Here is a 20,573-nt window from a genome sequence, read left to right on the forward strand (position 1 = left end):
TCAGGCGAGCGTGCGCACCTTGGGTTCGCGGTCCCAGTAACGCTGCTTCGCCGCCTCGACGAAAGCGCCGAGATCGGTGACGCCCTCATCGGGCTCCACACCCGCCTTGTCGAGCAGCGGCTGGGCGGCGGCATTGGCGCCGATCGCCTTGAGATGACCGAACGCGTCCATCACCCACTGGACGGCGGCGCCTTCCTTGACGAGCTTGGCGGCCGCTTCCTCGGACAGGATCACCGCGCAGGCGTCGACCGTCACCGAGGGCTGGCCGAACAGCTGCGCATCGGCGGCAATCTTCGAGCCGTCGGAGAGCGGCACCGCGCCGACCTTGGGCGCTATCGTCATCGTATTGCCGCCGGCAGCTTCGATCGCATCCTTGAGCGTCGCCAGGTCGTCCGCATCGGTGCCGTCCGCGATGAGGATGCCGACGGTGCGGCCTTCCAGCGTGTGCACCTCACGCGGCCCCCGGATGATGCGGAGCGCCGGCGAGGGGTCCATGTCGAGCACCGGTGCCGCAGTCTTCGACGCGTTAGGCAGGTCCATGGCGAGCCCATCGGCGACACGCTGCGCCAGCGTCTCGTCGACGTTGCGCAGATTGGCCATGACCTGCACGCGGATATGCTCGAGGCTGACCTTGGACAGCTCGAACACCAGCGCCGAGGCGATATGCGCCTGCTCGGCCGGATCCATCGAGCGGAAGAACAGCCGCGCCTGGCTATAATGGTCGGCGAAGCTTTCGGGGCGGATGCGGAGCTTCTGGCCCTGCTCCTCGGACGGGAAGGTCTTGTAGCCCTTCTCCGGATCCTCGCGTGCGCCGCCTTCCTCGCCGGCCTTGGCGAGGCTGTTGGGCTCGTAATTGGCGCGGCCCTTGGGCACCGCCATCTGCATATGGCCGTCGCGCTGCTGGTTCAGGAACGGGCAGCCCGCCGCCTCGGCGCGCCCCTTGGCGGCATTGATCGGCAACTGATGGAAATTGACCGAACCCAAACGCGAGAGCTGCGTGTCGGTATAGCTGAACAGCCGGCCCTGAAGCAGCGGATCGTTGCTGAAGCCGATGCCGGGGACGACATGGCTCGGCACGAACGCCGCCTGCTCGGTCTCGGCGAAGAAATTGTCGGGATAACGATCGAGCACCATGCGACCGACGATGCGCACCGGCAGCACTTCCTCGGGGATCAGCTTGGTCGCATCGAGCACGTCATAGGGCTGTGCGTTGGCGAATTCCTCGTCGAACAGCTGCACGCCGAGTTCCCATTCCGGATAGTCGCCGCGGTCGATGCGCTCAAACAGGTCGCGGCGCTGGAAATCGGGGTCGGCGCCGGCGATCTTCACCGTCTCGTCCCATATCGTCGAGGCGAGCCCGGCCTTGGGCTTCCAGTGGAACTTGACGAAGGTGCTTTTCCCCTCGGCATTGATGAAGCGGAAGGTGTGCACGCCGAAACCCTCCATCGTCGCGAAGCTGCGCGGCAGCGTCCGGTCGGACATCGCCCACATGATCATGTGGGTCGATTCGGGCATCAGGCTGATGAAGTCCCAGAAGGTATCGTGCGCGGTCGCCGCCTGCGGATAACCGCGATCGGCTTCCATCTTGGCGGCGTGGATCAGGTCGGGGAACTTGATCGCGTCCTGGATGAAGAACACGGGAATGTTGTTGCCGACCAGATCCCAATTGCCTTCGCGGGTGTAGAACTTGACCGCGAAGCCGCGCACGTCGCGCGGCGTGTCGACCGATCCGGCACCGCCTGCGACAGTCGAGAAGCGGACGAACACCTCGGTGCGCTGGCCCTTCTTCTGGAAGAGATCGGCGACGGTGACGTCTGCGAGACTGTCGGTCACCTCGAAATAGCCGTGCGCGGCCGATCCGCGAGCATGGACGATGCGCTCGGGGATGCGCTCGTGATCGAAATGGTTCATCTTCTCGCGGAAGACTTCATCCTCGATCAGCACGGGGCCGCGCGCGCCCGCCTTCAGCTGGTTCTGGTTGTCGCTGATCGGCGTGCCATGGTTGGTGGTGAGCACCGGATGCTCGGCGTCGGTCACCTGATGGGTTTCGCCACCGGCTGGGGCGTTGCGGTCGTTCTGATCGGTCATGGGATATCCTCGCGAGAGTGCGAGGGACCAACGACCCATGGATCAGGCAGTTGCGCCAGGTTGATAATCTATGTCGTTTTCCATCGCGGACGGGAGGCTTGCTGTCGCCGCCTCAATCAACGCGAGGAGCGCGGGAAACTCCTCTCTGGCCAGCGCACCGAGGCAGACATAGCGGCCGCGCCGCCCCTCGCCCCGCAACAGTCCTGCCGGATCGTACAATATGGCGCCCGCGGCAATGTGAAGCAGCAGGTTGGGCGGATCTGCGACCAGCCGCAGCACCGCCGCGCCCCCATCCGGCGGCGCGTAGAGAAAGATCCGCCCCGCCCCGCGCGCCGTCTCCCGCTCTATCGCCTCGGGCCATGCCGATCGCAGCATGGCCCGGGCAGCAGCGAGCCGGTCGGCGAGATCCGTCGAGCACGTAGCACTGCACGCCCCGAACGCCCCCGCCGGCGCAGCGATCGCCCGATCAGATATCGTCGTCGGGCTCCGGACCGGCCATCAGGCCCTCGGCGACCTGCTCGGTACGACCGCGGATCGCGGCTTCGAGCCGATTGCAGACCTCCGGGTTCTCGCGCAGGAAGTTCTTCGAATTCTCGCGCCCCTGGCCGATGCGGATGCTGTCATAGCTGAACCAGGCACCCGATTTCTCGACCAGCCCTGCCTTGACGCCGAGATCGAGGATCTCGCCGATCTTCGAGATGCCCTCGCCGTACATGATGTCGAATTCGACCTGCTTGAACGGCGGTGCCACCTTGTTCTTCACCACCTTGACGCGGGTGGCGTTGCCGATGATCTCGTCGCGATCCTTGATCTGGCCGGTGCGGCGGATGTCGAGGCGGACCGAGGCGTAGAACTTGAGCGCGTTGCCGCCCGTGGTCGTCTCCGGGTTGCCGTACATCACGCCGATCTTCATGCGCAGCTGGTTGATGAAGATCACCATGCAGCGCGAGCGGCTGATCGAGCCGGTCAGCTTCCGCAGGCTCTGCGACATAAGCCTTGCCTGCAGGCCGACATGGCTGTCGCCCATCTCGCCCTCGATTTCGGCGCGCGGCACGAGTGCTGCGACCGAGTCGACCACCAGCACGTCGATCGCGTTCGAGCGGACCAGCGTGTCGGTGATTTCCAGCGCCTGCTCGCCGGTATCGGGCTGCGAGACGATCAACTCGTCGATGTTGACGCCCAGCTTCTTGGCATAGACCGGATCGAGCGCGTGCTCGGCGTCGACAAAGGCCGCCACGCCGCCATTCTTCTGCGCCTCGGCGATCACGTGCAGCGCCAGCGTGGTCTTGCCCGAGCTTTCCGGACCATAGACTTCGATCACGCGGCCGCGCGGCAGGCCGCCGACACCGAGCGCGATGTCGAGCCCCAGCGACCCGGTGGAAATCGCCTCGACCTGCATCGTCTCCTTCGAGCCCAGCCGCATGGCCGAGCCCTTGCCGAAAGCACGATCGATCTGCGCGAGGGCGGCGTCGAGCGCCTTCTGCTTGTCCGTGGGATTGGCCATATTGCCGTCGATCACCTTGAGAGATGCTGCCATTGGGAAGCCCCGTCGCTAGAGAGTTTGCACGCCGCGTTCAACACTGTTGGGAGTCATGTATCACCTTTGTTCTCATGGAACAAGAGTGGAACGCCCCGGAAAATTTGCAGCGATGCCCCGGGCTGGCTAGCGATGTGCGATGACCATGATCGTCGGCCATGTTTCTGCACTTGCCCGCTTCCCCGTAAAGTCCATGGCGGGCGAGACCCTGTCGGTGGCGGAAATGGACTGGCAGGGCATCGAGGGCGACCGCCAGTACGCCTTTGTCCGCGCGCAGAATGGCACTCGATTTCCGTGGCTTACCGCGCGCGAAGTGCCGGGCATGGTGCTCCACCGCGCCCGCTTCGCCGATCCGGCCGCGCCCAAGACCAGCGCGATCACGGTGGAGGCACCCGATGGCGGCGTTCGCGTGCTGCACGACCCCGGCCTGCACGCGCACCTGGCGGAGGCCGCGCGCGAGCCGGTGTCGCTGCTCCAGGTGGCGCGCGGCGTGTACGACTCCATGCCGGTCTCGCTTCAGACCAGCGCCGGGCATCGCGCCTTGGAGACCGCGCATGGCGACCGGATCGACCCGCGTCGCTTCCGCATCAACGTGACGATCGAAAGCGAACTGGTGCCCGAACAATGGCAGGGACTGCGCCTCGCTTTCGGCGACCCGGGCGAGGACGGCGCGATCGTCCAGTGCGCCGATCCGATCCAGCGCTGCGTGCTGGTCACGATCGATCCGGATACCGGCGCCAAGGACCCGCAGATCCTGCGCACCGTCGCCCAGCGCTTCGCCGCTTGTTACGGGCTCTATTCGGCACCGGCGCGGCCTGGGCTGATCCGGGTGGGCGATCCGGTGCGGGTGCTCGGGTAAGCTGCGGGACCGTCATCCCGGCGGAAGCCGGAATGACGGGAAAAGGAGGGGCCGGAACCCCTCCCTATCGCCTACTTCGCCGCCTTGCCCGTCCACTGGTCCATCCAGCCGAGCACCTCGCCATACCATTGCAGCGAGTTCTTCGGCTTGAGCACCCAGTGGTTCTCGTCCGGGAAGACGAGCAGCTTGGACGGGATCTCGCGGCGCTGGAGCGCGGTGAAGGCGGCGACCCCCTGGGTATAGGGGATGCGGAAGTCCTTCTCGCTGGTGATCACCAACTGCGGGGTCTTCCAGGCGCTGACGTAATTGACCGGGTTCCAGCGCTCGAACGCGGCGGGATCCTCGAAATAGGCCTTGCCGCCATGTTCCCACTCGTCGAACCACAGCTCTTCGGTCTCGTAGGCCATGGCGCGCGCGTCGAACACGCCGTCATGCTGGACGATGCACTTGAAGCGATCGGGCCACTGGCCCTCGATCCAGTTCATCATATAGCCGCCATAGGAGGCGCCGAGCGCGCAGGCCTTGTCGCCGTCGAGAAAGGCGAAGCGATCGGTCGCGGCGCGCAGACCCTTCTTCAGGTCTTCGAGCGGAGCGCCGCCCCAATTGTTGCGGATCGCATCGGTGAAGGCCTGGCCATAACCGGTCGAGCCGTGGAAATCGACCGCGACCACCGCATAGCCCGCGCCCGCGAACACCGCCGGGTTCCAGCGATAGGACCAGCTATTGCCCATGCTGCCCTGCGGCCCGCCATGGACGATGAACGCGATCGGTGCCTTGGCCCCCGTCGCCAGCCCCGCCGGCTTGGCGACATAGCCCCAGACGGTGTCGCCATTGGCGCCGTTGAAGCTGTAGCGGGTCACCTCGGGCATCGCGATGCCGGCCAGCTTCTCGGCGTTGACCGCGGTGAGCCGCGTGCTCTTCTTGCCCTTGAGCCAGAAGAAATCGTCCGGCGCGGTGAGGCTGTTCATCGCATAGACGAGCCCGCCCCTGGTCGGCACCACCGCCGAGACGCTGCCTCTCTCGGTCAGCCGCTCGACCTTGCCCGCCAGCGACACGGCGAAGACCGGCTCTTCCTGCACGTCCTGCGCGGTGACGTAGATCGTCTTGGAATCCGCACCCCAGGCGATCGACGCAACCGAGCGATCCCAGTCCGCGGTCAGCGCGCGAACATCGCCGGTGGCGAGGTTGCGGAGCATCAGCACCTGGCGATCGGCCTCATAGCCCGGCCGCGCCATCGCAAACCAGGCCAGCCACTTCCCGTCAGGCGACGGCGTCGGCAGATTGTCCATGCCGCCATTGCCCTGGGTGAGGTTGACCGGCGCCGACGAACCGTCCGCAGGCGCGGCGAAGATGTCGAGATTGGTCGAGAGCGGTTCGATCCGCCCCGCCTCGCGCAGCGCGAAGTAGATGGTCTTGCCGTCGGCGCTCCAGGCGACTTCCTCGCCGCCGCCCGAGGGCTTGGAGGGCGTGTCACCGACCAGCCCGCCTTCGATCGCGACGCCGTCCCCGGTCGCGCCCTGCGGCCCGAAGGGCAGGACGAAGAGCTGCGAGCGGGTGCCGTCGGCCCAGCTGTCCCAGTGGCGCACGAACAGCTGCTGATAGACGCGGCCCGAGCCGGCGTTCGAATCCTTCTTCTCCATCGCCGGGGCGACCGTGGGCGCGCCCGGCTTGCGATCCGCCCAGACGAGCAGCTTCGACCCATCGGGCGAGACCTTGAAGCCGCTGAAGCCGCCCTGGATATGGGTCAGCTGGGTGGGCGTGCCGCCGGTGATCGCGACGCCCCAAACCGCGTCCTCGCCACCCTTGTCCGACTGGAACCAGACGGTCTTGCCGTCGGCGGAGAATTGCGGCGCGGTCTCGTTGACCAGCGGCTCGGCGGCCAGCTTCTCGGGCTTGGCACCCTTTACGGTCAGGTCGAGCCGCCAGAGGTCATAGCGGCCCTTGTTGGCGGCGAGATCGGTCTCGCGCTGCTGCCAGACGAGCCAGTGGCCGTCGGGCGACACCGCAGGCGCCCCTACGCGCGAAAGGCCGATGACGTCCTGGATGGTGAGGTCTCGCGCCGATGCCGGCGCTGCGATGGCGGCGAGCGCGACGCTCGCGACGAGGAACTGCTTCATGCGCCCGACGATAGCCGGAACGTATCGCCCGATACAATCGGGCGATTATCGGCCGCCGGTGATGCGTGCAATCTCGCGCGCGACAATCTGCTCGACCAGTTGGGGAAGGTTCTGGTCCAGCCAGTCGCGCAGCATCGGCTTCAGCATTTCGCGCACCAGCCCTTCAAGCGTATCCGATCCAGACACCTGCGGCTTCACCACCAGCCGCGACAGCGCCTCCAGCTTCTCGCGGCTTGCCTCGGCTACGCGATCCGAAAGGATCGGGTCGACCGGCCCCGCCTTGGCAGTCGTCACGGGTGCCGGCGCTTCCGCGATCGGCTCGCGCAGTTCGAGCACGTCCTCCGCCGGCGATGCTGCCGCGAGTTCATCCTCCGGCTCCGGCTCGGGCACCGCGCGCAACGGACGCCCGCGAGCGAAGGCGCCGGGCTCGTCATCGGCGATGATCCGTTTGATCGATGCGAGGATCTCCTCCATCGACGGCTCGCTGCTGGCAGTCCCCATCGCGTCCATCCTGGCGTTCGAGCGGTACGAGCGCCCTCAATCAGGGATTGGGACGGTCGCTGTCAACCGAACGCTGCAGCGTCGGGTCCAGCGGCGCGCCGATTACCTCGGCGCCCTGGGCTGGCGTACCACGAGTGCTGCTCGCCACCGGCGCGGGCGTCTTGTCGTCGCGCCAGTCGTTGATGCGGTTGCGCACACGCGTGTAGTTTACCGCCGGATCGTAGAGCAGGCGGCTGTCGAAGCTGAGATCCTTGGCCTGGGCGCGCCCCATCGCGGCGAGCAGGCTGAACCCGGCGACATAGGCATCGCGCTCCGCCGTGACATATTGGACCTGCGAGTTGAGCAGTTCCTGCTCGGCGTTCAGGATGTCGAGGATGGTGCGTGTACCGACGCTGTTCTCCGCGCGCACACCTTCGAGGCTCAGCTGGTTGGCCTGCACCGCGGTGCGCGACGATTCGATCACGCGCAGCGCCGCCTGGTAGCTGGCATACGCCGAGCGTGCCTGCGCGATCACGCCGCGCTCGGTGAGGGTAACCTGCTCGATCGCGGCGCCCTCGCGCGCCTGCGCCTGGCGGACCTGCGCGGCCGGCCGGCCGGCCTGGAACAGCGGCAGCGTCACCTGCACGCCGACGGTGGCGTTCGTGCCGTTCGGATTCAGACCCGCGCGCTGACCAACCTCCCCGACCGAACCGAGATAATTGTAATAGTTGCCGCCGAGGCCCAGGCTCACCTGCGGCAGCCGACCCGCCCGCGCCACCCGCGTGTCAAAGCGGGTCGCGTCCCGCGCGAGCTGCGCGGCCTCGAGAAACGGATTGTTGGCAAGGGCGACCTGCTCGGCGGTCTGCACGTCCTGCGGCAGATTCGGCAGCGGCGGCGGCGGGGCGAGGACGCCGGGCGGCGTGCCCACGACGCGAATATAGGTCTCGCGGCTTCCGATCAGCTGCGCCTCGGCGCTGCGGAGCTGCGACTGGGCGAGTGCCAGACGGGCTTCGGACTGGGCGACGTCGGTCCGGGTCAGATCGCCGACCTGGAAGCGGTCGCGCGTGGCCTGGAGGTTCACCTCCAGGACGTGGACATTTTCCTGGTTGAGCCGGACAATCGATTCGTCGCGAATGACGTTGAGATAGGCCGTTACCGTCTGGGTGAAGATGTCCGCCTCGGTGCCGCGCAGATTGGCACGGCCCGCGTTCACCCGAACCTCGGCGGCACGCACCGAGTTGCGGATACGACCACCATTGTAGATCGGCTGTGAGAGGTTGAGCCCCAGCTGCGCCTGGCGCGACGGCGTCAGCGCCGTCGCGTCGGTATTGTACAGGCTGTCATTGGCGCTGCCGGTGGCGTTCAGCCCTGGCAGCCCCTGCGAACGGGCGATCGGAACATTCTCGTCATTGGCGCGCTGGTTTGCGCGTTCCGATTGAAGATCGGGATTGGTTGCATAGGCTTGGGCCAGCGCATCCTGCAGCGTCGTGGTCGGCGCCGCCGTCTTGGCGCCGGGGGATGGCACGTCCTGGCGACCGCTGGGCGCGGTCTGGGCGAATGCCGGCGCCCCGAGGGAAACGAGGCTCACACCAATGAGCAGAATGTTCAGTCGCATGAGCCCCGCTTTTAAGGTTAAAAGGTAAATTTTCTCGGTTTTTCAAAGCCCGGCAGCGTCGCTACTTCGATGTCGAGGAAGTCGACAAGACCGAAGCCCCCCTCGGTCCGGCGGCCGAGCGCAAGCCGGGTAACGCCGCGGTCAATCACGCCGGTGACGATGCGACCGCCAATCTTCACCTGATCGATGATGGGCTGCGGCAGTTCCTCGACGGCACCGTCGATGATCACGAGATCGTACGGCCCGCGTGCGGCCCAGCCGGCGTTGAGCTGCCCCTGTACCAGTTCGACATTCGCGGAGCCGGCGAGCCCGCCGCGCGCGATCGCGAGCAGCGCAGGCTCCTCCTCCAGCGCGACAACCGACGCGACGAGACCGGAGAGCAACGCCGCAGCATAGCCGCCTGCGGCACCGATCAGCAGGACGTGATCGCTCGGCTGCAGTTCCGCCTCGGTCAACAGCCGGCCGGTGGCCAGCGGCGAATCGTGACGGCGGCCATTGCCCAGCGGCAGCAGCGCGTCGCGATAGGCGAGCGCGCGCTGTTCGGTGGGCAGGAACACTTCGCGTGGGACTTGCGACATCGCCGTCACCACGCGAGGATCGTTCACCGCGTTGGTACGCAGCTGGCTCGCCACCATGGCGTGGCGCATCGCTTCGAAACGGGGCGCTTCGAGGGGCGCAGGGTCGACCATAAGGGCCATCATCACTCCGCTTGTCGCACAACCGTATTAGTTGCGCAATACACTTGTTGCTATCCCGAGGCTTCTATCGCGCCCTTCGGGACTCGCCAAGCGAGCGCGGCGTTATTTTGAAACTGTGTTGACAGGGACCCACCCCCGGGGGCATTGGCCGCGCCTCACCTCCGGTTGGCCCGATGGCGGAATGGTGACGCAGCGGACTGCAAATCCGTATATGCCGGTTCGATTCCGGCTCGGGCCTCCACCTTCCCGAACGACATCCGGATGGCGCGCGTTCTGCCCGCCGTTCGCATCCGCCCCGCGATTCGCGCCGTGCAGTAGGTTGTGGCAGAATCGTTCGGCCAGCGGCTGGCGCCGCGGACACGGAGGGACTTTGCCGATGACCAGCAACGTCGACGACGCAATCACGGAATCGGTGACGCAAGCCAATGTCAAAAAGGGTAGCGAAGCGCCGGCCATGGCGATCGACCCGCATCAAGGCGCGGGTCCGGCGATGGATGCGGAAGCCCTGAGGCAGATGATGGAACAGCGACGCCGGGATGCAGGGCCGCGTGGCTGACCAGATAGGCGCGGTAGGCGCACGTCGCTCGCTTCTCGGATGCACCGCCTATGCGAAGGGCGCCCGCTGCCCCGTGCAGCGGACGCCCTCTCTCTTGCGCGGCCGTGCTTAGCGGCGGCCGCGGCAATCGCCACCGTCGATCGCTCGACCGGCTAGTGCGCCGGCACCCGCGCCGATGATCGTCCCGGTGCCACTGCGGCGATAGGAACTGCCCCGGCCGATCTCGCCGCCGAGCAGGCCACCCGCGATCGCACCCAGAATCGTGCCCGTGGTGCCGTCGCTGCAACGCTGGCGATAATAGCGGTCACGATAAGCGTAGCGCGGACGATCGCCCCGATAGTCGCGGTACTCGCGATAATCCCGATAGTCGCCGCGATAGCCGCGGTCGTAATGGCTGTAGCCGTCGCGATAGCCCCAGTCCTGAGCGGCCGCCGGCGTCGCGGCGATCGAACCGGTCATCAGCGTGGCTGCCATGGTGGCGCCGATCAGAAACTTCTTCATGTCTTCATCTCCTCGCGGTGGCAGCTCGTGCCGCCGTCTGAGGACTGATTCGCACAAATCGACTGTTCCCACCCTGAATGCACCCGTTAGCTCATGTTCAGCTAACCGACCGACCCGGATCGGGACGCGCAGCCGCCATGTCCGCACGGAACCATGACACTTGGGAAACGTTCTTTTGGCCTATTGGAGGGAACCTTCCGCATGTATGATTTCGGCATCCGCCGCGCGCTGACCGGCTATCGCCCGGACTATCGCCCGCACGAGACCAATCCCTGCCCCGGCTGCGGCCAGTCGCACTGGATGGTGGGTCGGATGACGGCAGAATGCGCGTTTTGCGGGACGGCCTTGCCGCTCCACCACGGCGCCGTCGGCGGCAGCGCGCTCCATGCCCGCCCCGCCCATCCGCCACTGGCTGCCTGAACCATGCCGAGCATCGCCTCCACCTCGCCGATCGAGCGAATCGCCCGAGTCATCGCCGCCGAGATGCTCAGCCCCAATGCCGAAGGCGCGGGAGAACTTAGCCGGCCGGTGAGCGAGATTGTCGACACGATCTGGTCGCGCGAAACCGACCGCGCCCTTGCGGTGCTGCGGACGCTGCGCGAGCCGACCCGCACGATGATCGAGGCTGGACGCGCCGCCGGGGACGACCCCGCGCGCATCTGGAGCGCGATGGTCAACGCCGCCATCGCCGAGATGCCCGCGCTAACGGACTGAGCCCGCGCCGGCGTTGCCGGGTTTGTCGCGGGCATTTTGTTCGCTATGCGCGGACCATGCACGACGCACCGCTGACGCTCTACAATTCGCTTTCCCGTTCGCTCGAGCCGTTCCAGCCGCTCGACCCTGCCAGGGGCGTGCGCGTCTATTCCTGCGGACCGACGGTCTACAACTACGCCCATCTCGGGAACCTCCGCGCCTATGTGTTCACCGACACGCTGAGCCGGGTGCTGCGCTGGAAGGGCTATTCGCTCACCCACATCATCAACATCACCGATGTCGGCCACCTCACCTCGGACGCGGATGCCGGCGACGACAAGATGGAAGCTGCCGCGCGCGCCCAGGCAACGAGCATCTGGGACATCGCCGCCCATTACACCGCCGCCTTCAAGCAGAATATTCGCGATCTCAACATCACCGAGCCGAGCAAATGGTCGGTGGCGACCGACCACATCCAGCAGATGATCGCCTTTGCCGAGAAGATCGCGCCCGCGCATTGCTATGAGCTTGAGTCGGGCCTCTACTTCGACATCTCGACCGTGCCCGACTATGGTCGCCTCGCCGGCGCCGCTGATGATGCAGCGGAAGGCCGGATCATGCCGGTCGACGGCAAGCGGCACCCCCAGGACTTCGCCATCTGGCGCAAGTCACCGCCGGGCGAGCAGCGGCAGATGGAATGGGATTCGCCCTGGGGCAAGGGTGCACCGGGCTGGCATCTCGAATGCTCGGTGATGAGCATCCAGTATCTGGGGGCGCCGTTCGACATCCACACCGGCGGCATCGACCATCGCGAGATCCACCACCCCAACGAGATCGCGCAGAATCAGGCGTTCTGCGGCTGCGGCGACACCGGCGCCAAGTTCTGGATGCACAACAACTTCCTGGTCGACCGCCAGGGCAAGATGTCCAAATCCAAGGGCGGGTTCACCACGCTGCAGTCGCTGATCGATGCGGGCGTGCACCCCCTCGCCTATCGCCTGCTCTGCCTACAGGCCCAGTATCGCAGCGAGCTGGAGTTCTCGGCCGAGAATCTCGCGGCGGCGCTCACCCGCCTGAAGCGGCTGGTGATGACGGTGACTGCGCTGCGCGCGCGCGCCGAGGGCGAAGGCACCGCACCGGCGGCATGGCTGGAGAAGCTCGACGCGGCGGTGTCGGACGATCTCAACACGCCCAAGGCACTGCCGGTGCTGGACGAGCTGCTGGCCGACAAGCGTACCTCGCCGGCCGACCGGCTGGCCGCGCTGGCGGAGTTCGACAAGGTGCTGGGACTGCGGCTCTCCGAGCTCAGCCGCGAGGAACTGCGGATGCAGCCCAAGGGCGCGACGATCACGGCCGACGCAATTTCGGACCTGCTGGTCGAGCGCAAGGAAGCCCGTGTCGTGAAGGATTTCCAGCGCTCCGACCGCATCCGCGAGGCGCTTGCTGCGGCGGGCGTCGAGGTGATGGACGGCGATCCGCTCGGCTGGGACTGGAAGCCCGTGCTGTAAGGGCGCCGGGCGCGCGAAATCCGCTTGCGTTACGGCGGCAACCTCCGCCACAAAACGCGACGAATTTGCGGGGGAAGCGATGCGCGGGCAAGTGTTGGGCGTTGATCGGTCGAGCGGGGAAGGCCAGATTTCGGGCGAGGACGGCAGCCGCTATGTCTTCACCCAGGAAGACTGGAGCGACAGCCGCCACCCGGCAGCCGGCGTCAAGGTCGATTTCGATGTCGACGGCAAGCGCGCCCGGCGCATTTTCCGCCTGCTCGACGGCGCGGAAGCTCCCGTGCCGGCGGGCGAGCCGCGCAACAAGGTCGTCGCTGCCGTGCTGGCGTTTTTCCTCGGCACGCTCGGCATCCATCGATTCTATCTCGGCCGCACCGGATCGGGCGTGGTGATGCTGCTGCTCACCTGCACGATCATCGGCGCGCTGGTCACGGGAATCTGGGCGTTCGTCGATGCCGTCCGCTATCTGCTGATGAGCGACGCCGAGTTCGCCCAGCGCTACCCGCGCCGCTGATTATCGGCCGAGAAACGCGGGCACCAAGTCCCAGACCTTGGCAAGCTGGTCCTGCGTGATGCTGTACGGCGGCATCACATAGACCGTGTTGCCAAGCGGGCGCAGGAGCACCCCGTTCTCCCGCGCGAAGGCCATCAGGCGGGGAGCGACGGCAGAGAGATAGCCGCTTTCCGGCTGCTCGATTTCCAGCGCTGCGATCGTTCCCATCCGGCGATGGCCGATGAGGCCGGGCACGCCGGCGAGGCCGTCCATTGCCGCTTGCTGCCAATCGCCCAGCCGGGCAATGCGCTCCAGCACCGGCTCGTCGCGCCAGATGGCGAGGTTCGCGACGGCGGCAGCGCAGGCGATCGGATTTGCGGTGTAGCTTGAAGAGTGAAAGAACATCCTCCCCCGGTCATCAGACCAGTGCGCCTGGAAGATGGGCGCCGTCGCCAGCGTCACTGCAAGCGGGATCGCACCACCGGTGATGCCCTTCGACAAGCACAAGATGTCAGGCACCACGCCCGCCTGTTCGCAGGCGGTGAGCGTACCGGTACGGCCCCAGCCGGTCATCACCTCGTCGGCGAGGAACAGCACCGCGTGCCGCGCGCAGATCGCCCGCATCTCGGCGAGCAGCGCAGGCGGGTAGAACAGCATGCCGCCGGCGCCGAGCACCAGCGGCTCGACGATGAACGCGGCGGCACCGGCGCGGCATTCGGCCTCCAGCGCGTCGAGCGTGGCCTGCTCGGCGCCGGCCGCCGGGTACGGGATGGTGCCGACATCGAACAGCAGTGGCTGATAGGGCCGGTTGAACACCCCGCGCGCGCCGACCGACATGCCGCCGATCGTATCGCCATGATAGCTGTGCTCGAGCGCCAGGATGCGGCTGCGGTCCTCGCCGCGATGATGCCAATAGCCGAGCGCCATCTTGAGCGCGACTTCCACCGCCGTAGAGCCGCTGTCGCTGAAGAAGACGTGTTCCAGCGCGTCCGGCAGGATCGCCCGCAGCCCGGCGGCGACCGCCTCGGCAGGTTCGTGTGTCCAGCCTGCGAAGATGATCTGGTCGAGCTTGCCCGCCTGCTCGGCGATCGCCGCCATGATGCGCGGGTTGCAATGGCCGTGCGTCGTCACCCACCAGGAGGAGATCGCGTCGATGAAGCTGCGCCCGTCGGCGGTGTGGATCAGCGCGTCCTTGGCGTGGCGGACCAGCGGGATCGGCTCGCCCAGCCCGTGCTGGGTGAAGGGGTGCCAGACCGACGACATCAGGCGAAATCCGCCAGGTCGAAGGCGTCGGCGAAGGCTTGCGCCAGCGCCTCTGGGGTGAGGTCCGCCAGCATCGGGAGACGCCCGAGTCGCTTGACCTTGCCGATCGCGGCGATGGTCGCCTCGCTGTCCTCGACGGAATCGCCGACAAAGGCGATGCCGTGGATCGGCACCTCCCGCGCACGCAGCGCCTCGATCGAGAGCAGGCTGTGGTTGATCGTACCCAGGGACGTGCGTGCAACCAGCACCACCGGCTTGCCCCAACGGGCGAACATGTCGGCGTAGAGGATCTCGCGCGTGACCGGCACCAGCGCGCCGCCCGCGCCCTCCACCACCAGCGGGCCATCGACCGCCGGCAGGGCGAGGCGATCGGGATCGATCGTCAGGCCGTCGATTTCGGCTGCCAGATGCGGTGAGCAAGGCGTGATCAGACGATAGGCCTCGGGGAGGATGTGATCGGCCGGCAGCCCGGAGAGAGCCGCCGTACGCTCGCTGTCGCTGCCGTCGTCGAGGCCGCTCTGGATCGCCTTCCAGTACCGAGCGCCGAGCGCGCCGGCGAGGGCTGCGGCAAAAACGGTCTTGCCGATGCCGGTATCGGTTCCGGTGACGATAAAGGTCTGGGTCATGCTGCAACGACTTCGGTTGGGGGGAGAAGGGAGGCCAGCCGCTCCGCCAACGCGGCGATCTGGCTCGGCGACACGTTGTTGGTGATCGAGATGCGCAGCCGCGAGGTGCCCGCGGGAACCGTGGGTGGCCGAATGCCGCGCACGTCGAAGCCGGCCTCCTGCAGCGCGCCCGCAACCGCCATGGTACGCACATCATCCCCGAGGATCAGCGGCAGGATCTGCGTGTCGCCGGCAGGAACGCCGAGCGGCGCCAGCGCGGTCCGGGCGGCCATGATCCGCTCGACCAGCGCGGTCCGCAGCGAAGTTCCCTCGGCGACCATTCGCAGCGATGCCCGCACGGCTGCCGCCATCAAGGGCGAAGGCGCGGTCGAGAAGATGAACGCGCGGCCGCGATTGACAAGAAACTCGCGCACGATTGCGGGCCCGGTCACCAGCGCGCCCTCGCAGCCCAGCGCCTTGCCGCAGGTGTGCAGCGTGACCAGATTGGCGGTCGGGAGCCCATGGGCCAGCCCCTGCCCCTGCGGCCCATAGACGCCGGTTGCATGCGCCTCGTCGACGATCAGCGCCGCGCCCTCCGCCGCGGCCAGGGCCGAGAGCGCGGCGAGCGGCGCGACGTCGCCGTCCATGCTGTACAGGCTCTCCACCGCAATCCACACCCGGCCGCTGCCGCCCGCGCGTCGCCAGTCGGTGATCGCCTCGGCAAAGGCGGCAACGTCGTTGTGCGCCGCCTGCCGCACCTCGGCACGCCCCAGCCGCATGCCCTCGTGTGCGCTGGCGTGGACGAGTTCGTCGAACAGCACGAGGTCGCCGCGCTGCGGCAGCGTGCCGAGCAGCGCCGCATTGGCGGCATAGCCGCTGGAAAAATAGAGCGCCGACTCGCGCCCGAAAAACGCCGCCGCCTCGGCCTCCAGCGCTTCATGCTCGGGATGATTGCCGCGCAGCAGCCGCGAGCCGCCTGAACCGATCGGCACGCCGCGCGCCAGCGCCGTCGCCACCGCCTCGCGCAGCAGCGGCGAGTCCGCAAGGCCCAGATAATCGTTGGAGGCGAAGTCGGCGCCTGCGCGCGCGACCAGGCGACGCCCCCGCCCGCGCGCCGTGAGATCGGCAAGGTCGCGCGCCTGTGCTTCGAATGCATGCATCGCGGGGCGGCTACACCCACCCGCGCCGCTTCGCAATTCTGCATGGAATCGATTACCCTGACCGGGTAAATTTACGCTTGCGTCGCGTTACCCCGTCCGGGTAAGGCCGTCGAATGACGACGTTAGCCGGTTCCAAGATCCGCCAGTATCGCGAAGAACGCACCCTCACCCGCGCAGCCTTTGGCGCCTGGTTCGACACGCCGGGCTCGACCGTGCAAGGCTGGGAAACGGACGGCAAGCGCGCCAATACCAAGGTGATGAACCAGATTGCGGCGATGGGAATCGCCGAGCATGCGGACTGGCACGTCGCCGTCCGCGACGTGGAGAGTGCAATGGCAAGCTGGACCCCCGATAGCTGGACGCGCGCCGAAGCGCGCCAGATGCCGCAATATTCGGACCAGGGGGCGCTCGACGCCGCCACCCGCCAGCTGAGCAGCTATCCGCCGCTGGTCTTCGCCGGCGAGGCGCGCGAACTCACCACCGAACTTGGCAAGGTCGCGCGCGGCGAGGCCTTCCTGCTCCAGGGCGGCGACTGCGCGGAAAGCTTCGCCGAGTTCCACCCGAACAACATCCGCGACACCTTCCGCGTGATCCTGCAGATGGCGGTGGTGCTCACCTTCGCCTCCAAGCTGCCGACGGTGAAGCTCGGCCGCATGGCGGGCCAGTTCGCCAAGCCGCGCTCGGCCGATACCGAGGTGATCGACGGGGTCGAGCTGCCCAGCTACCGCGGCGACAATGTCAACGACATCGCCTTCACGCCCGAGGCGCGGATCCCCGATCCGCAGCGGATGGTGCAGGGCTACAGCCAGTCGGCGGCGACGCTCAACCTGCTGCGCGCCTTTGCAAATGGCGGCTATGCCAATTTGCATCAGGTGCATAAGTGGACGCTCGACTTCATGGGCAAGAGCCCCTGGTCGGCCAAGTTCGCCGATGTCGCCGACCGGATCGGCGAGGCGCTCGATTTCATGGAGGCATGCGGGATCAACCCCGATACCGTGCCGCAGCTCAAGGGCACCGATTTCTACACCAGCCACGAGGCGCTGCTGCTCCCCTATGAGCAGGCGCTGACCCGGCAGGACAGCCTGACCGGCGACTGGTACGATACCTCGGCGCATTTCCTGTGGATCGGCGACCGCACCCGCTTCGAGGGCTCGGCGCATGTCGAGTTCCTGCGCGGCATCGGCAACCCGATCGGGATGAAGTGCGGGCCGAGCCTGGAGCCCGACGCGCTGCTGCGGCTGCTCGACACGCTCAACCCGGGCCGGGTGGCGGGGCGGATGACGCTGATCACCCGCTATGGCCATGACAAGATCGAGGCGGGCCTGCCCAAGCTGGTTCGCGCGGTGAAGCGCGAGGGCCATCCGGTGGTGTGGAGCTGCGACCCGATGCACGGCAATGTCGTCAAGGCGGCGAACGGCTACAAGACGCGGCCGTTCGACCGGATCCTCGCCGAGGTGCGCGGCTTCTTCGCCGTCCACCGCGCCGAGGGCACCTTCGCCGGCGGCATCCATGCCGAGATGACCGGACAGAATGTAACGGAGTGCACCGGTGGCGCGATCGCGATCACCGAACAGGGTCTGGCCGATCGCTATCACACGCATTGCGACCCGCGGCTGAATGCGGGTCAGAGCCTGGAACTGGCGTTCCTGCTCGCCGAAATGCTCAACGACGAAATGGCCGAGCGCCGCAAGGCCGCCGCCTGACGCCCGGAGGGCGCGGTGCTCAGCCGAGCAGCGCGCCCGCCAGCGCCCACAGGCCATAGCCGAGCGCAAACACCAGCATCCAGGCGAGCACCGCGCTGCCGACGATGATCGCAAGTCGGGTACGGACCGAGAATTTCTGCTCCTGCGCGGTCCCTTGCCAACCCTCTACCACCGGCGCGGTAGCCTGCGGCGTCGGCAACGGCGTCTTGGGAAAGGCGATTGGGGTCGCGGCGGGGCCGGACACCGCATTGCGCAGGTCCGCATCGCTGAGCGGCGCGAGGAACTCGCAGCCATAGATGCCGGCGGTGCCCCACACGACCCTGGCCTCGCGCGTGCCGATCCCGGCGATGCCGAGCGCGATCGCGTCACCGACCTTGAGCTCGGCACCCGCGACGACGCGAAAGCCCCCATGCGACAGATCCTCGATCGTCACATCGACCGGCGCCCAGTCCGAATCGCGCAACGTGGCTTCCAGCTCCACGGCGTGCCGTTCGGCCCAGCGCCCGTCCTGATACAGTCGTGCCGCGATACCCATAAGCGCTCCACTGGCGTGCATTGGCCCCCGCTTTGCACCGGCAGGCGTTGCGAGGGAGTAAACGCGGCAAAAATAATCTTAAGATTTCATGGTTAATGAAGGCTTGCAGATCCCGGGTGCCACAATTTTTCCATGCACTCGCAACGAAGCGACACGCGGTTGCAACATGGCGGCGGCAGAGGGAGCGGGTCGGCGCGTTTCGTTCCCCCTCGCGTCGACTCTCCCCGAACTAGCGGGGCAGTCCCACGGGACTGCCCCGGCCTTTTTCGGGACGCTCAGGCGTAAAGGTCGATCACCTCCGCACCTTCTCCCTCTGCTTCCAGCAGCAGCGTGCGGTGGCAATGGCACGGATCGCGTTCGTAGCAGAGCAGTGCGCTCGGCTTTTCCGCCGCCAGCACCCGCATCTGTGCGACCTGCGCCTGCGCCTCCGGCAACCCCAGCTGGATATCATAGACTTCGCGTAGCGTAGCCACGTCGCCCTTCTTGGCCGCGTCGCGCCCGCGCTTGGGGGTGCCGAGCTGCTTGAGATGGACATAGTCGATCCCCGCCTCGCGCAGGCTTGCGGCCAGGCTCGATTTGGAGAAGCCCGGACGGCGCGACAGCGGCAAGGCGCGAACGTCGATGACGCGCTGCACACCGGCGCTCGTGAGCGCGGCGAGGAACTCGGCCATGGTCGTGGCTTCATAGCCAATGGTGTAAATTCGCATCCGCGTTCCTTTGTCATCTTGCCGTCATGCCGCTATGGGCGCGGTCGTGACTCACGACATCCATATCATCGGCGGCGGCCTCGCCGGATCGGAAGCCGCATGGCAGCTCGCCCAGGCGGGATATAAGGTCCAAATCTCCGAAATGCGCGGCTCGGGTGAGATGACCCCGGCGCACCAGAGCGATCGGCTGGCGGAACTGGTCTGCTCGAACAGCTTCCGCTCGGACGATGCCGACAGCAACGCGGTCGGGCTGCTCCACCAGGAGATGCGCGCGCTCGGCTCGTTGATCCTCACCCAGGGCGATATCCACAAGGTCCCCGCCGGATCGGCGCTGGCGGTGGACCGCGACGGCTTTGCCGACGGGGTGACCGCCGCGCTGGAGGCCCACCCCAACATCACCATCGTCCGCGAGCGGGTCGACACGCTGCCCGCCGACGGCCGCACGATCGTCGCCACCGGGCCACTGACCGCGCCGATGCTGGCGGAAAGCATCGGCCGCGCCACCGGCAAGGACAGCCTCGCCTTTTTCGATGCGATCGCCCCGATCGTCCACCGCGAGTCGATCGACATGGAGACCGCGTGGTTCCAGAGCCGCTGGAACAAGGGATCGGGCAAGGATTACATCAACTGCCCGATGTCCAAGGAGCAGTATCTGGAATTCCACGCCGCGCTGATGGCGGGCGAGAAGACCGAGTTCCGCGAGTGGGAGAATGTCCCCTATTTCGAAGGCTGCATGCCGGTGGAAGTGATGGCCGAGCGCGGGGTGGACACGCTGCGCTACGGGCCGATGAAGGGCGTCGGGCTCGACGATCCGCGCACCGGGCGCTGGCCCTATGCGGTGGTGCAGCTGCGGCAGGACAATGCCAGCGGGACCTTGTGGAACATGGTCGGCTTCCAGACCAAGCTCAAATATGCCGAGCAGGTGCGGCTGTTCCGCACCATTCCCGGGCTGGAGAATGCCGAGTTCGCCCGGCTAGGGGGCTTGCACCGCAACACCTTCCTGCGCTCGCCCGAGCTGCTCGACGGCACGCTGCGGCTGAAGAGCGCGCCCCATATCCGCTTCGCCGGGCAGATCACCGGCTGCGAGGGCTATGTGGAGAGCGCCGCGATCGGGATGCTGGCGGGGCGCTTCGCCGCGGCGGAGATTGCGGGCACCGACCTGCCCGCGCCGCCGCGCGAGACCGCGCTGGGTGCGCTGCTGTCGCACATCACCGGCGAGGCGGAGATCGAGACCTACCAGCCGATGAACGTCAATTTCGGGCTGTTCCCGCCGATCGAGGGGCGCACCAAGAAGGCCGATCGCAAACGGATGTATACCGATCGGGCGCGGGCGGCGCTGAAGGACTGGCTAGCGGCCTGACGTTCGGGTCGGCGACCACCCTCACCCTTCCGCCGCTTTGCGGCTCCCTCCCTCTCCCACAGGGAGAGGGGATAAGCGCCCTCTCCCTTTGGGAGAGG

General features: G+C 67.1%; 21 protein-coding genes and 1 tRNA gene. 9 read left to right on the plus strand and 13 right to left on the minus strand.

Translation table 11 applies throughout. The features are described 5' to 3' along the window. The 3 genes from S2M10_RS07595 to recA form a co-directional block, all read right to left on the minus strand. Window positions 1–2,088 (minus strand): catalase, encoded by a 2,088-nt coding sequence (locus S2M10_RS07595; protein WP_168845592.1) that lies wholly within the window; start codon window positions 2,086–2,088, stop codon window positions 1–3. 42 nt (window positions 2,089–2,130) lie between these two features. Further along, window positions 2,131–2,463, minus strand: coding sequence for a hypothetical protein (locus S2M10_RS07600; RefSeq protein ID WP_168845593.1), 333 nt, complete (start codon window positions 2,461–2,463; stop codon window positions 2,131–2,133). A gap of 91 nt (window positions 2,464–2,554) precedes the next feature. Continuing rightward, window positions 2,555–3,625 carry a recombinase RecA gene (gene recA, locus S2M10_RS07605; protein ID WP_064312673.1) on the minus strand — a complete coding sequence of 357 codons (1,071 nt, stop codon included), beginning with the start codon at window positions 3,623–3,625 and terminating at the stop codon, window positions 2,555–2,557. Between the two features lie 139 nt (window positions 3,626–3,764). Here recA and S2M10_RS07610 point away from each other — a divergent pair, with 139 nt between their 5' ends. Further along, window positions 3,765–4,484, plus strand: coding sequence for an MOSC N-terminal beta barrel domain-containing protein (locus S2M10_RS07610; RefSeq protein ID WP_168845594.1), 720 nt, complete (start codon window positions 3,765–3,767; stop codon window positions 4,482–4,484). Between the two features lie 71 nt (window positions 4,485–4,555). Here S2M10_RS07610 and S2M10_RS07615 read toward each other — a convergent pair whose 3' ends face one another. Genes S2M10_RS07615 through S2M10_RS07630 form a run of 4 tightly spaced genes read right to left on the minus strand, consistent with a single transcriptional unit; the run spans window position 4,556 to window position 9,397 of the window. Continuing rightward, window positions 4,556–6,601: a S9 family peptidase gene (locus S2M10_RS07615; protein WP_168845595.1), complete on the minus strand. Its 2,046-nt coding sequence runs from the start codon at window positions 6,599–6,601 to the stop codon at window positions 4,556–4,558. Between the two features lie 45 nt (window positions 6,602–6,646). Next, a complete protein-coding gene (locus S2M10_RS07620; protein WP_211090922.1) occupies window positions 6,647–7,102 on the minus strand; it encodes a DUF2497 domain-containing protein in 456 nt (151 codons plus the stop codon). Window positions 7,103–7,142: 40 nt separating this feature from the next. Then, window positions 7,143–8,696 carry a TolC family outer membrane protein gene (locus S2M10_RS07625; protein WP_168845596.1) on the minus strand — a complete coding sequence of 518 codons (1,554 nt, stop codon included), beginning with the start codon at window positions 8,694–8,696 and terminating at the stop codon, window positions 7,143–7,145. A 17-nt stretch (window positions 8,697–8,713) separates the two neighbouring features. Continuing rightward, window positions 8,714–9,397 (minus strand): protein-L-isoaspartate O-methyltransferase, encoded by a 684-nt coding sequence (locus S2M10_RS07630; protein WP_247650692.1) that lies wholly within the window; start codon window positions 9,395–9,397, stop codon window positions 8,714–8,716. Window positions 9,398–9,561: 164 nt separating this feature from the next. Between S2M10_RS07630 and S2M10_RS07635 the strand changes: the two genes are divergently transcribed. Beyond that, window positions 9,562–9,635 (plus strand) — tRNA-Cys (locus S2M10_RS07635). A gap of 135 nt (window positions 9,636–9,770) precedes the next feature. Next, window positions 9,771–9,950 (plus strand): RebB family R body protein, encoded by a 180-nt coding sequence (locus S2M10_RS07640; RefSeq protein WP_168845597.1) that lies wholly within the window; start codon window positions 9,771–9,773, stop codon window positions 9,948–9,950. A gap of 108 nt (window positions 9,951–10,058) precedes the next feature. On the opposite strand, the gene S2M10_RS07645 is transcribed toward S2M10_RS07640, so the two are convergent. Then, window positions 10,059–10,451: a glycine zipper 2TM domain-containing protein gene (locus tag S2M10_RS07645; protein WP_168845598.1), complete on the minus strand. Its 393-nt coding sequence runs from the start codon at window positions 10,449–10,451 to the stop codon at window positions 10,059–10,061. A gap of 201 nt (window positions 10,452–10,652) precedes the next feature. Between S2M10_RS07645 and S2M10_RS07650 the strand changes: the two genes are divergently transcribed. The 4 genes from S2M10_RS07650 to S2M10_RS07665 all read left to right on the plus strand — a co-directional run bounded on the left by S2M10_RS07650 (window position 10,653) and on the right by S2M10_RS07665 (window position 13,163). Then, entirely contained in the window at window positions 10,653–10,871 is a 219-nt protein-coding gene (locus S2M10_RS07650; RefSeq protein WP_168845599.1) for a hypothetical protein, read from the plus strand. Between the two features lie 3 nt (window positions 10,872–10,874). Continuing rightward, window positions 10,875–11,165: a hypothetical protein gene (locus tag S2M10_RS07655; protein ID WP_168845600.1), complete on the plus strand. Its 291-nt coding sequence runs from the start codon at window positions 10,875–10,877 to the stop codon at window positions 11,163–11,165. A 56-nt stretch (window positions 11,166–11,221) separates the two neighbouring features. Further along, window positions 11,222–12,652 carry a cysteine--tRNA ligase gene (cysS, locus tag S2M10_RS07660; protein ID WP_168845601.1) on the plus strand — a complete coding sequence of 477 codons (1,431 nt, stop codon included), beginning with the start codon at window positions 11,222–11,224 and terminating at the stop codon, window positions 12,650–12,652. Window positions 12,653–12,731: 79 nt separating this feature from the next. Beyond that, window positions 12,732–13,163 (plus strand): TM2 domain-containing protein, encoded by a 432-nt coding sequence (locus S2M10_RS07665; protein ID WP_168845602.1) that lies wholly within the window; start codon window positions 12,732–12,734, stop codon window positions 13,161–13,163. Here S2M10_RS07665 and S2M10_RS07670 read toward each other — a convergent pair whose 3' ends face one another. The 3 genes from S2M10_RS07670 to S2M10_RS07680 are packed head-to-tail and all read right to left on the minus strand — an operon-like array spanning window position 13,164 to window position 16,170. Continuing rightward, window positions 13,164–14,405 (minus strand): adenosylmethionine--8-amino-7-oxononanoate transaminase, encoded by a 1,242-nt coding sequence (locus tag S2M10_RS07670; RefSeq protein ID WP_168845603.1) that lies wholly within the window; start codon window positions 14,403–14,405, stop codon window positions 13,164–13,166. Continuing rightward, on the minus strand, window positions 14,405–15,031 hold the full coding sequence (gene bioD / locus S2M10_RS07675) for a dethiobiotin synthase (RefSeq protein ID WP_168845604.1): 627 nt from the start codon (window positions 15,029–15,031) through the stop codon (window positions 14,405–14,407). Before bioD ends, S2M10_RS07670 begins: the two co-directional genes overlap by 1 nt. Further along, entirely contained in the window at window positions 15,028–16,170 is a 1,143-nt protein-coding gene (locus S2M10_RS07680; RefSeq protein ID WP_168845605.1) for an 8-amino-7-oxononanoate synthase, read from the minus strand. Before S2M10_RS07680 ends, bioD begins: the two co-directional genes overlap by 4 nt. Before the next feature lie 332 nt (window positions 16,171–16,502). Here S2M10_RS07680 and S2M10_RS07685 point away from each other — a divergent pair, with 332 nt between their 5' ends. Further along, window positions 16,503–17,873 carry a 3-deoxy-7-phosphoheptulonate synthase class II gene (locus tag S2M10_RS07685; protein ID WP_211090927.1) on the plus strand — a complete coding sequence of 457 codons (1,371 nt, stop codon included), beginning with the start codon at window positions 16,503–16,505 and terminating at the stop codon, window positions 17,871–17,873. Window positions 17,874–17,892: 19 nt separating this feature from the next. Here the strand turns inward: S2M10_RS07685 and S2M10_RS07690 are convergent, their stop codons facing one another. Both S2M10_RS07690 and S2M10_RS07695 read right to left on the minus strand, forming a co-directional pair. Next, window positions 17,893–18,408, minus strand: coding sequence for a PilZ domain-containing protein (locus tag S2M10_RS07690; RefSeq protein WP_168845607.1), 516 nt, complete (start codon window positions 18,406–18,408; stop codon window positions 17,893–17,895). A gap of 275 nt (window positions 18,409–18,683) precedes the next feature. Then, window positions 18,684–19,115 (minus strand): DUF488 domain-containing protein, encoded by a 432-nt coding sequence (locus S2M10_RS07695; RefSeq protein WP_168845608.1) that lies wholly within the window; start codon window positions 19,113–19,115, stop codon window positions 18,684–18,686. A gap of 46 nt (window positions 19,116–19,161) precedes the next feature. Between S2M10_RS07695 and trmFO the strand changes: the two genes are divergently transcribed. Then, a complete protein-coding gene (trmFO, locus tag S2M10_RS07700) occupies window positions 19,162–20,475 on the plus strand; it encodes a methylenetetrahydrofolate--tRNA-(uracil(54)-C(5))-methyltransferase (FADH(2)-oxidizing) TrmFO (RefSeq protein ID WP_168845609.1) in 1,314 nt (437 codons plus the stop codon). Window positions 20,476–20,573: the final 98 nt, after the last annotated feature.

Source organism: Sphingomonas sp. S2M10, assembly GCF_012650175.1.
Taxonomy (GTDB): Bacteria; Pseudomonadota; Alphaproteobacteria; order Sphingomonadales; family Sphingomonadaceae; genus Sphingomonas.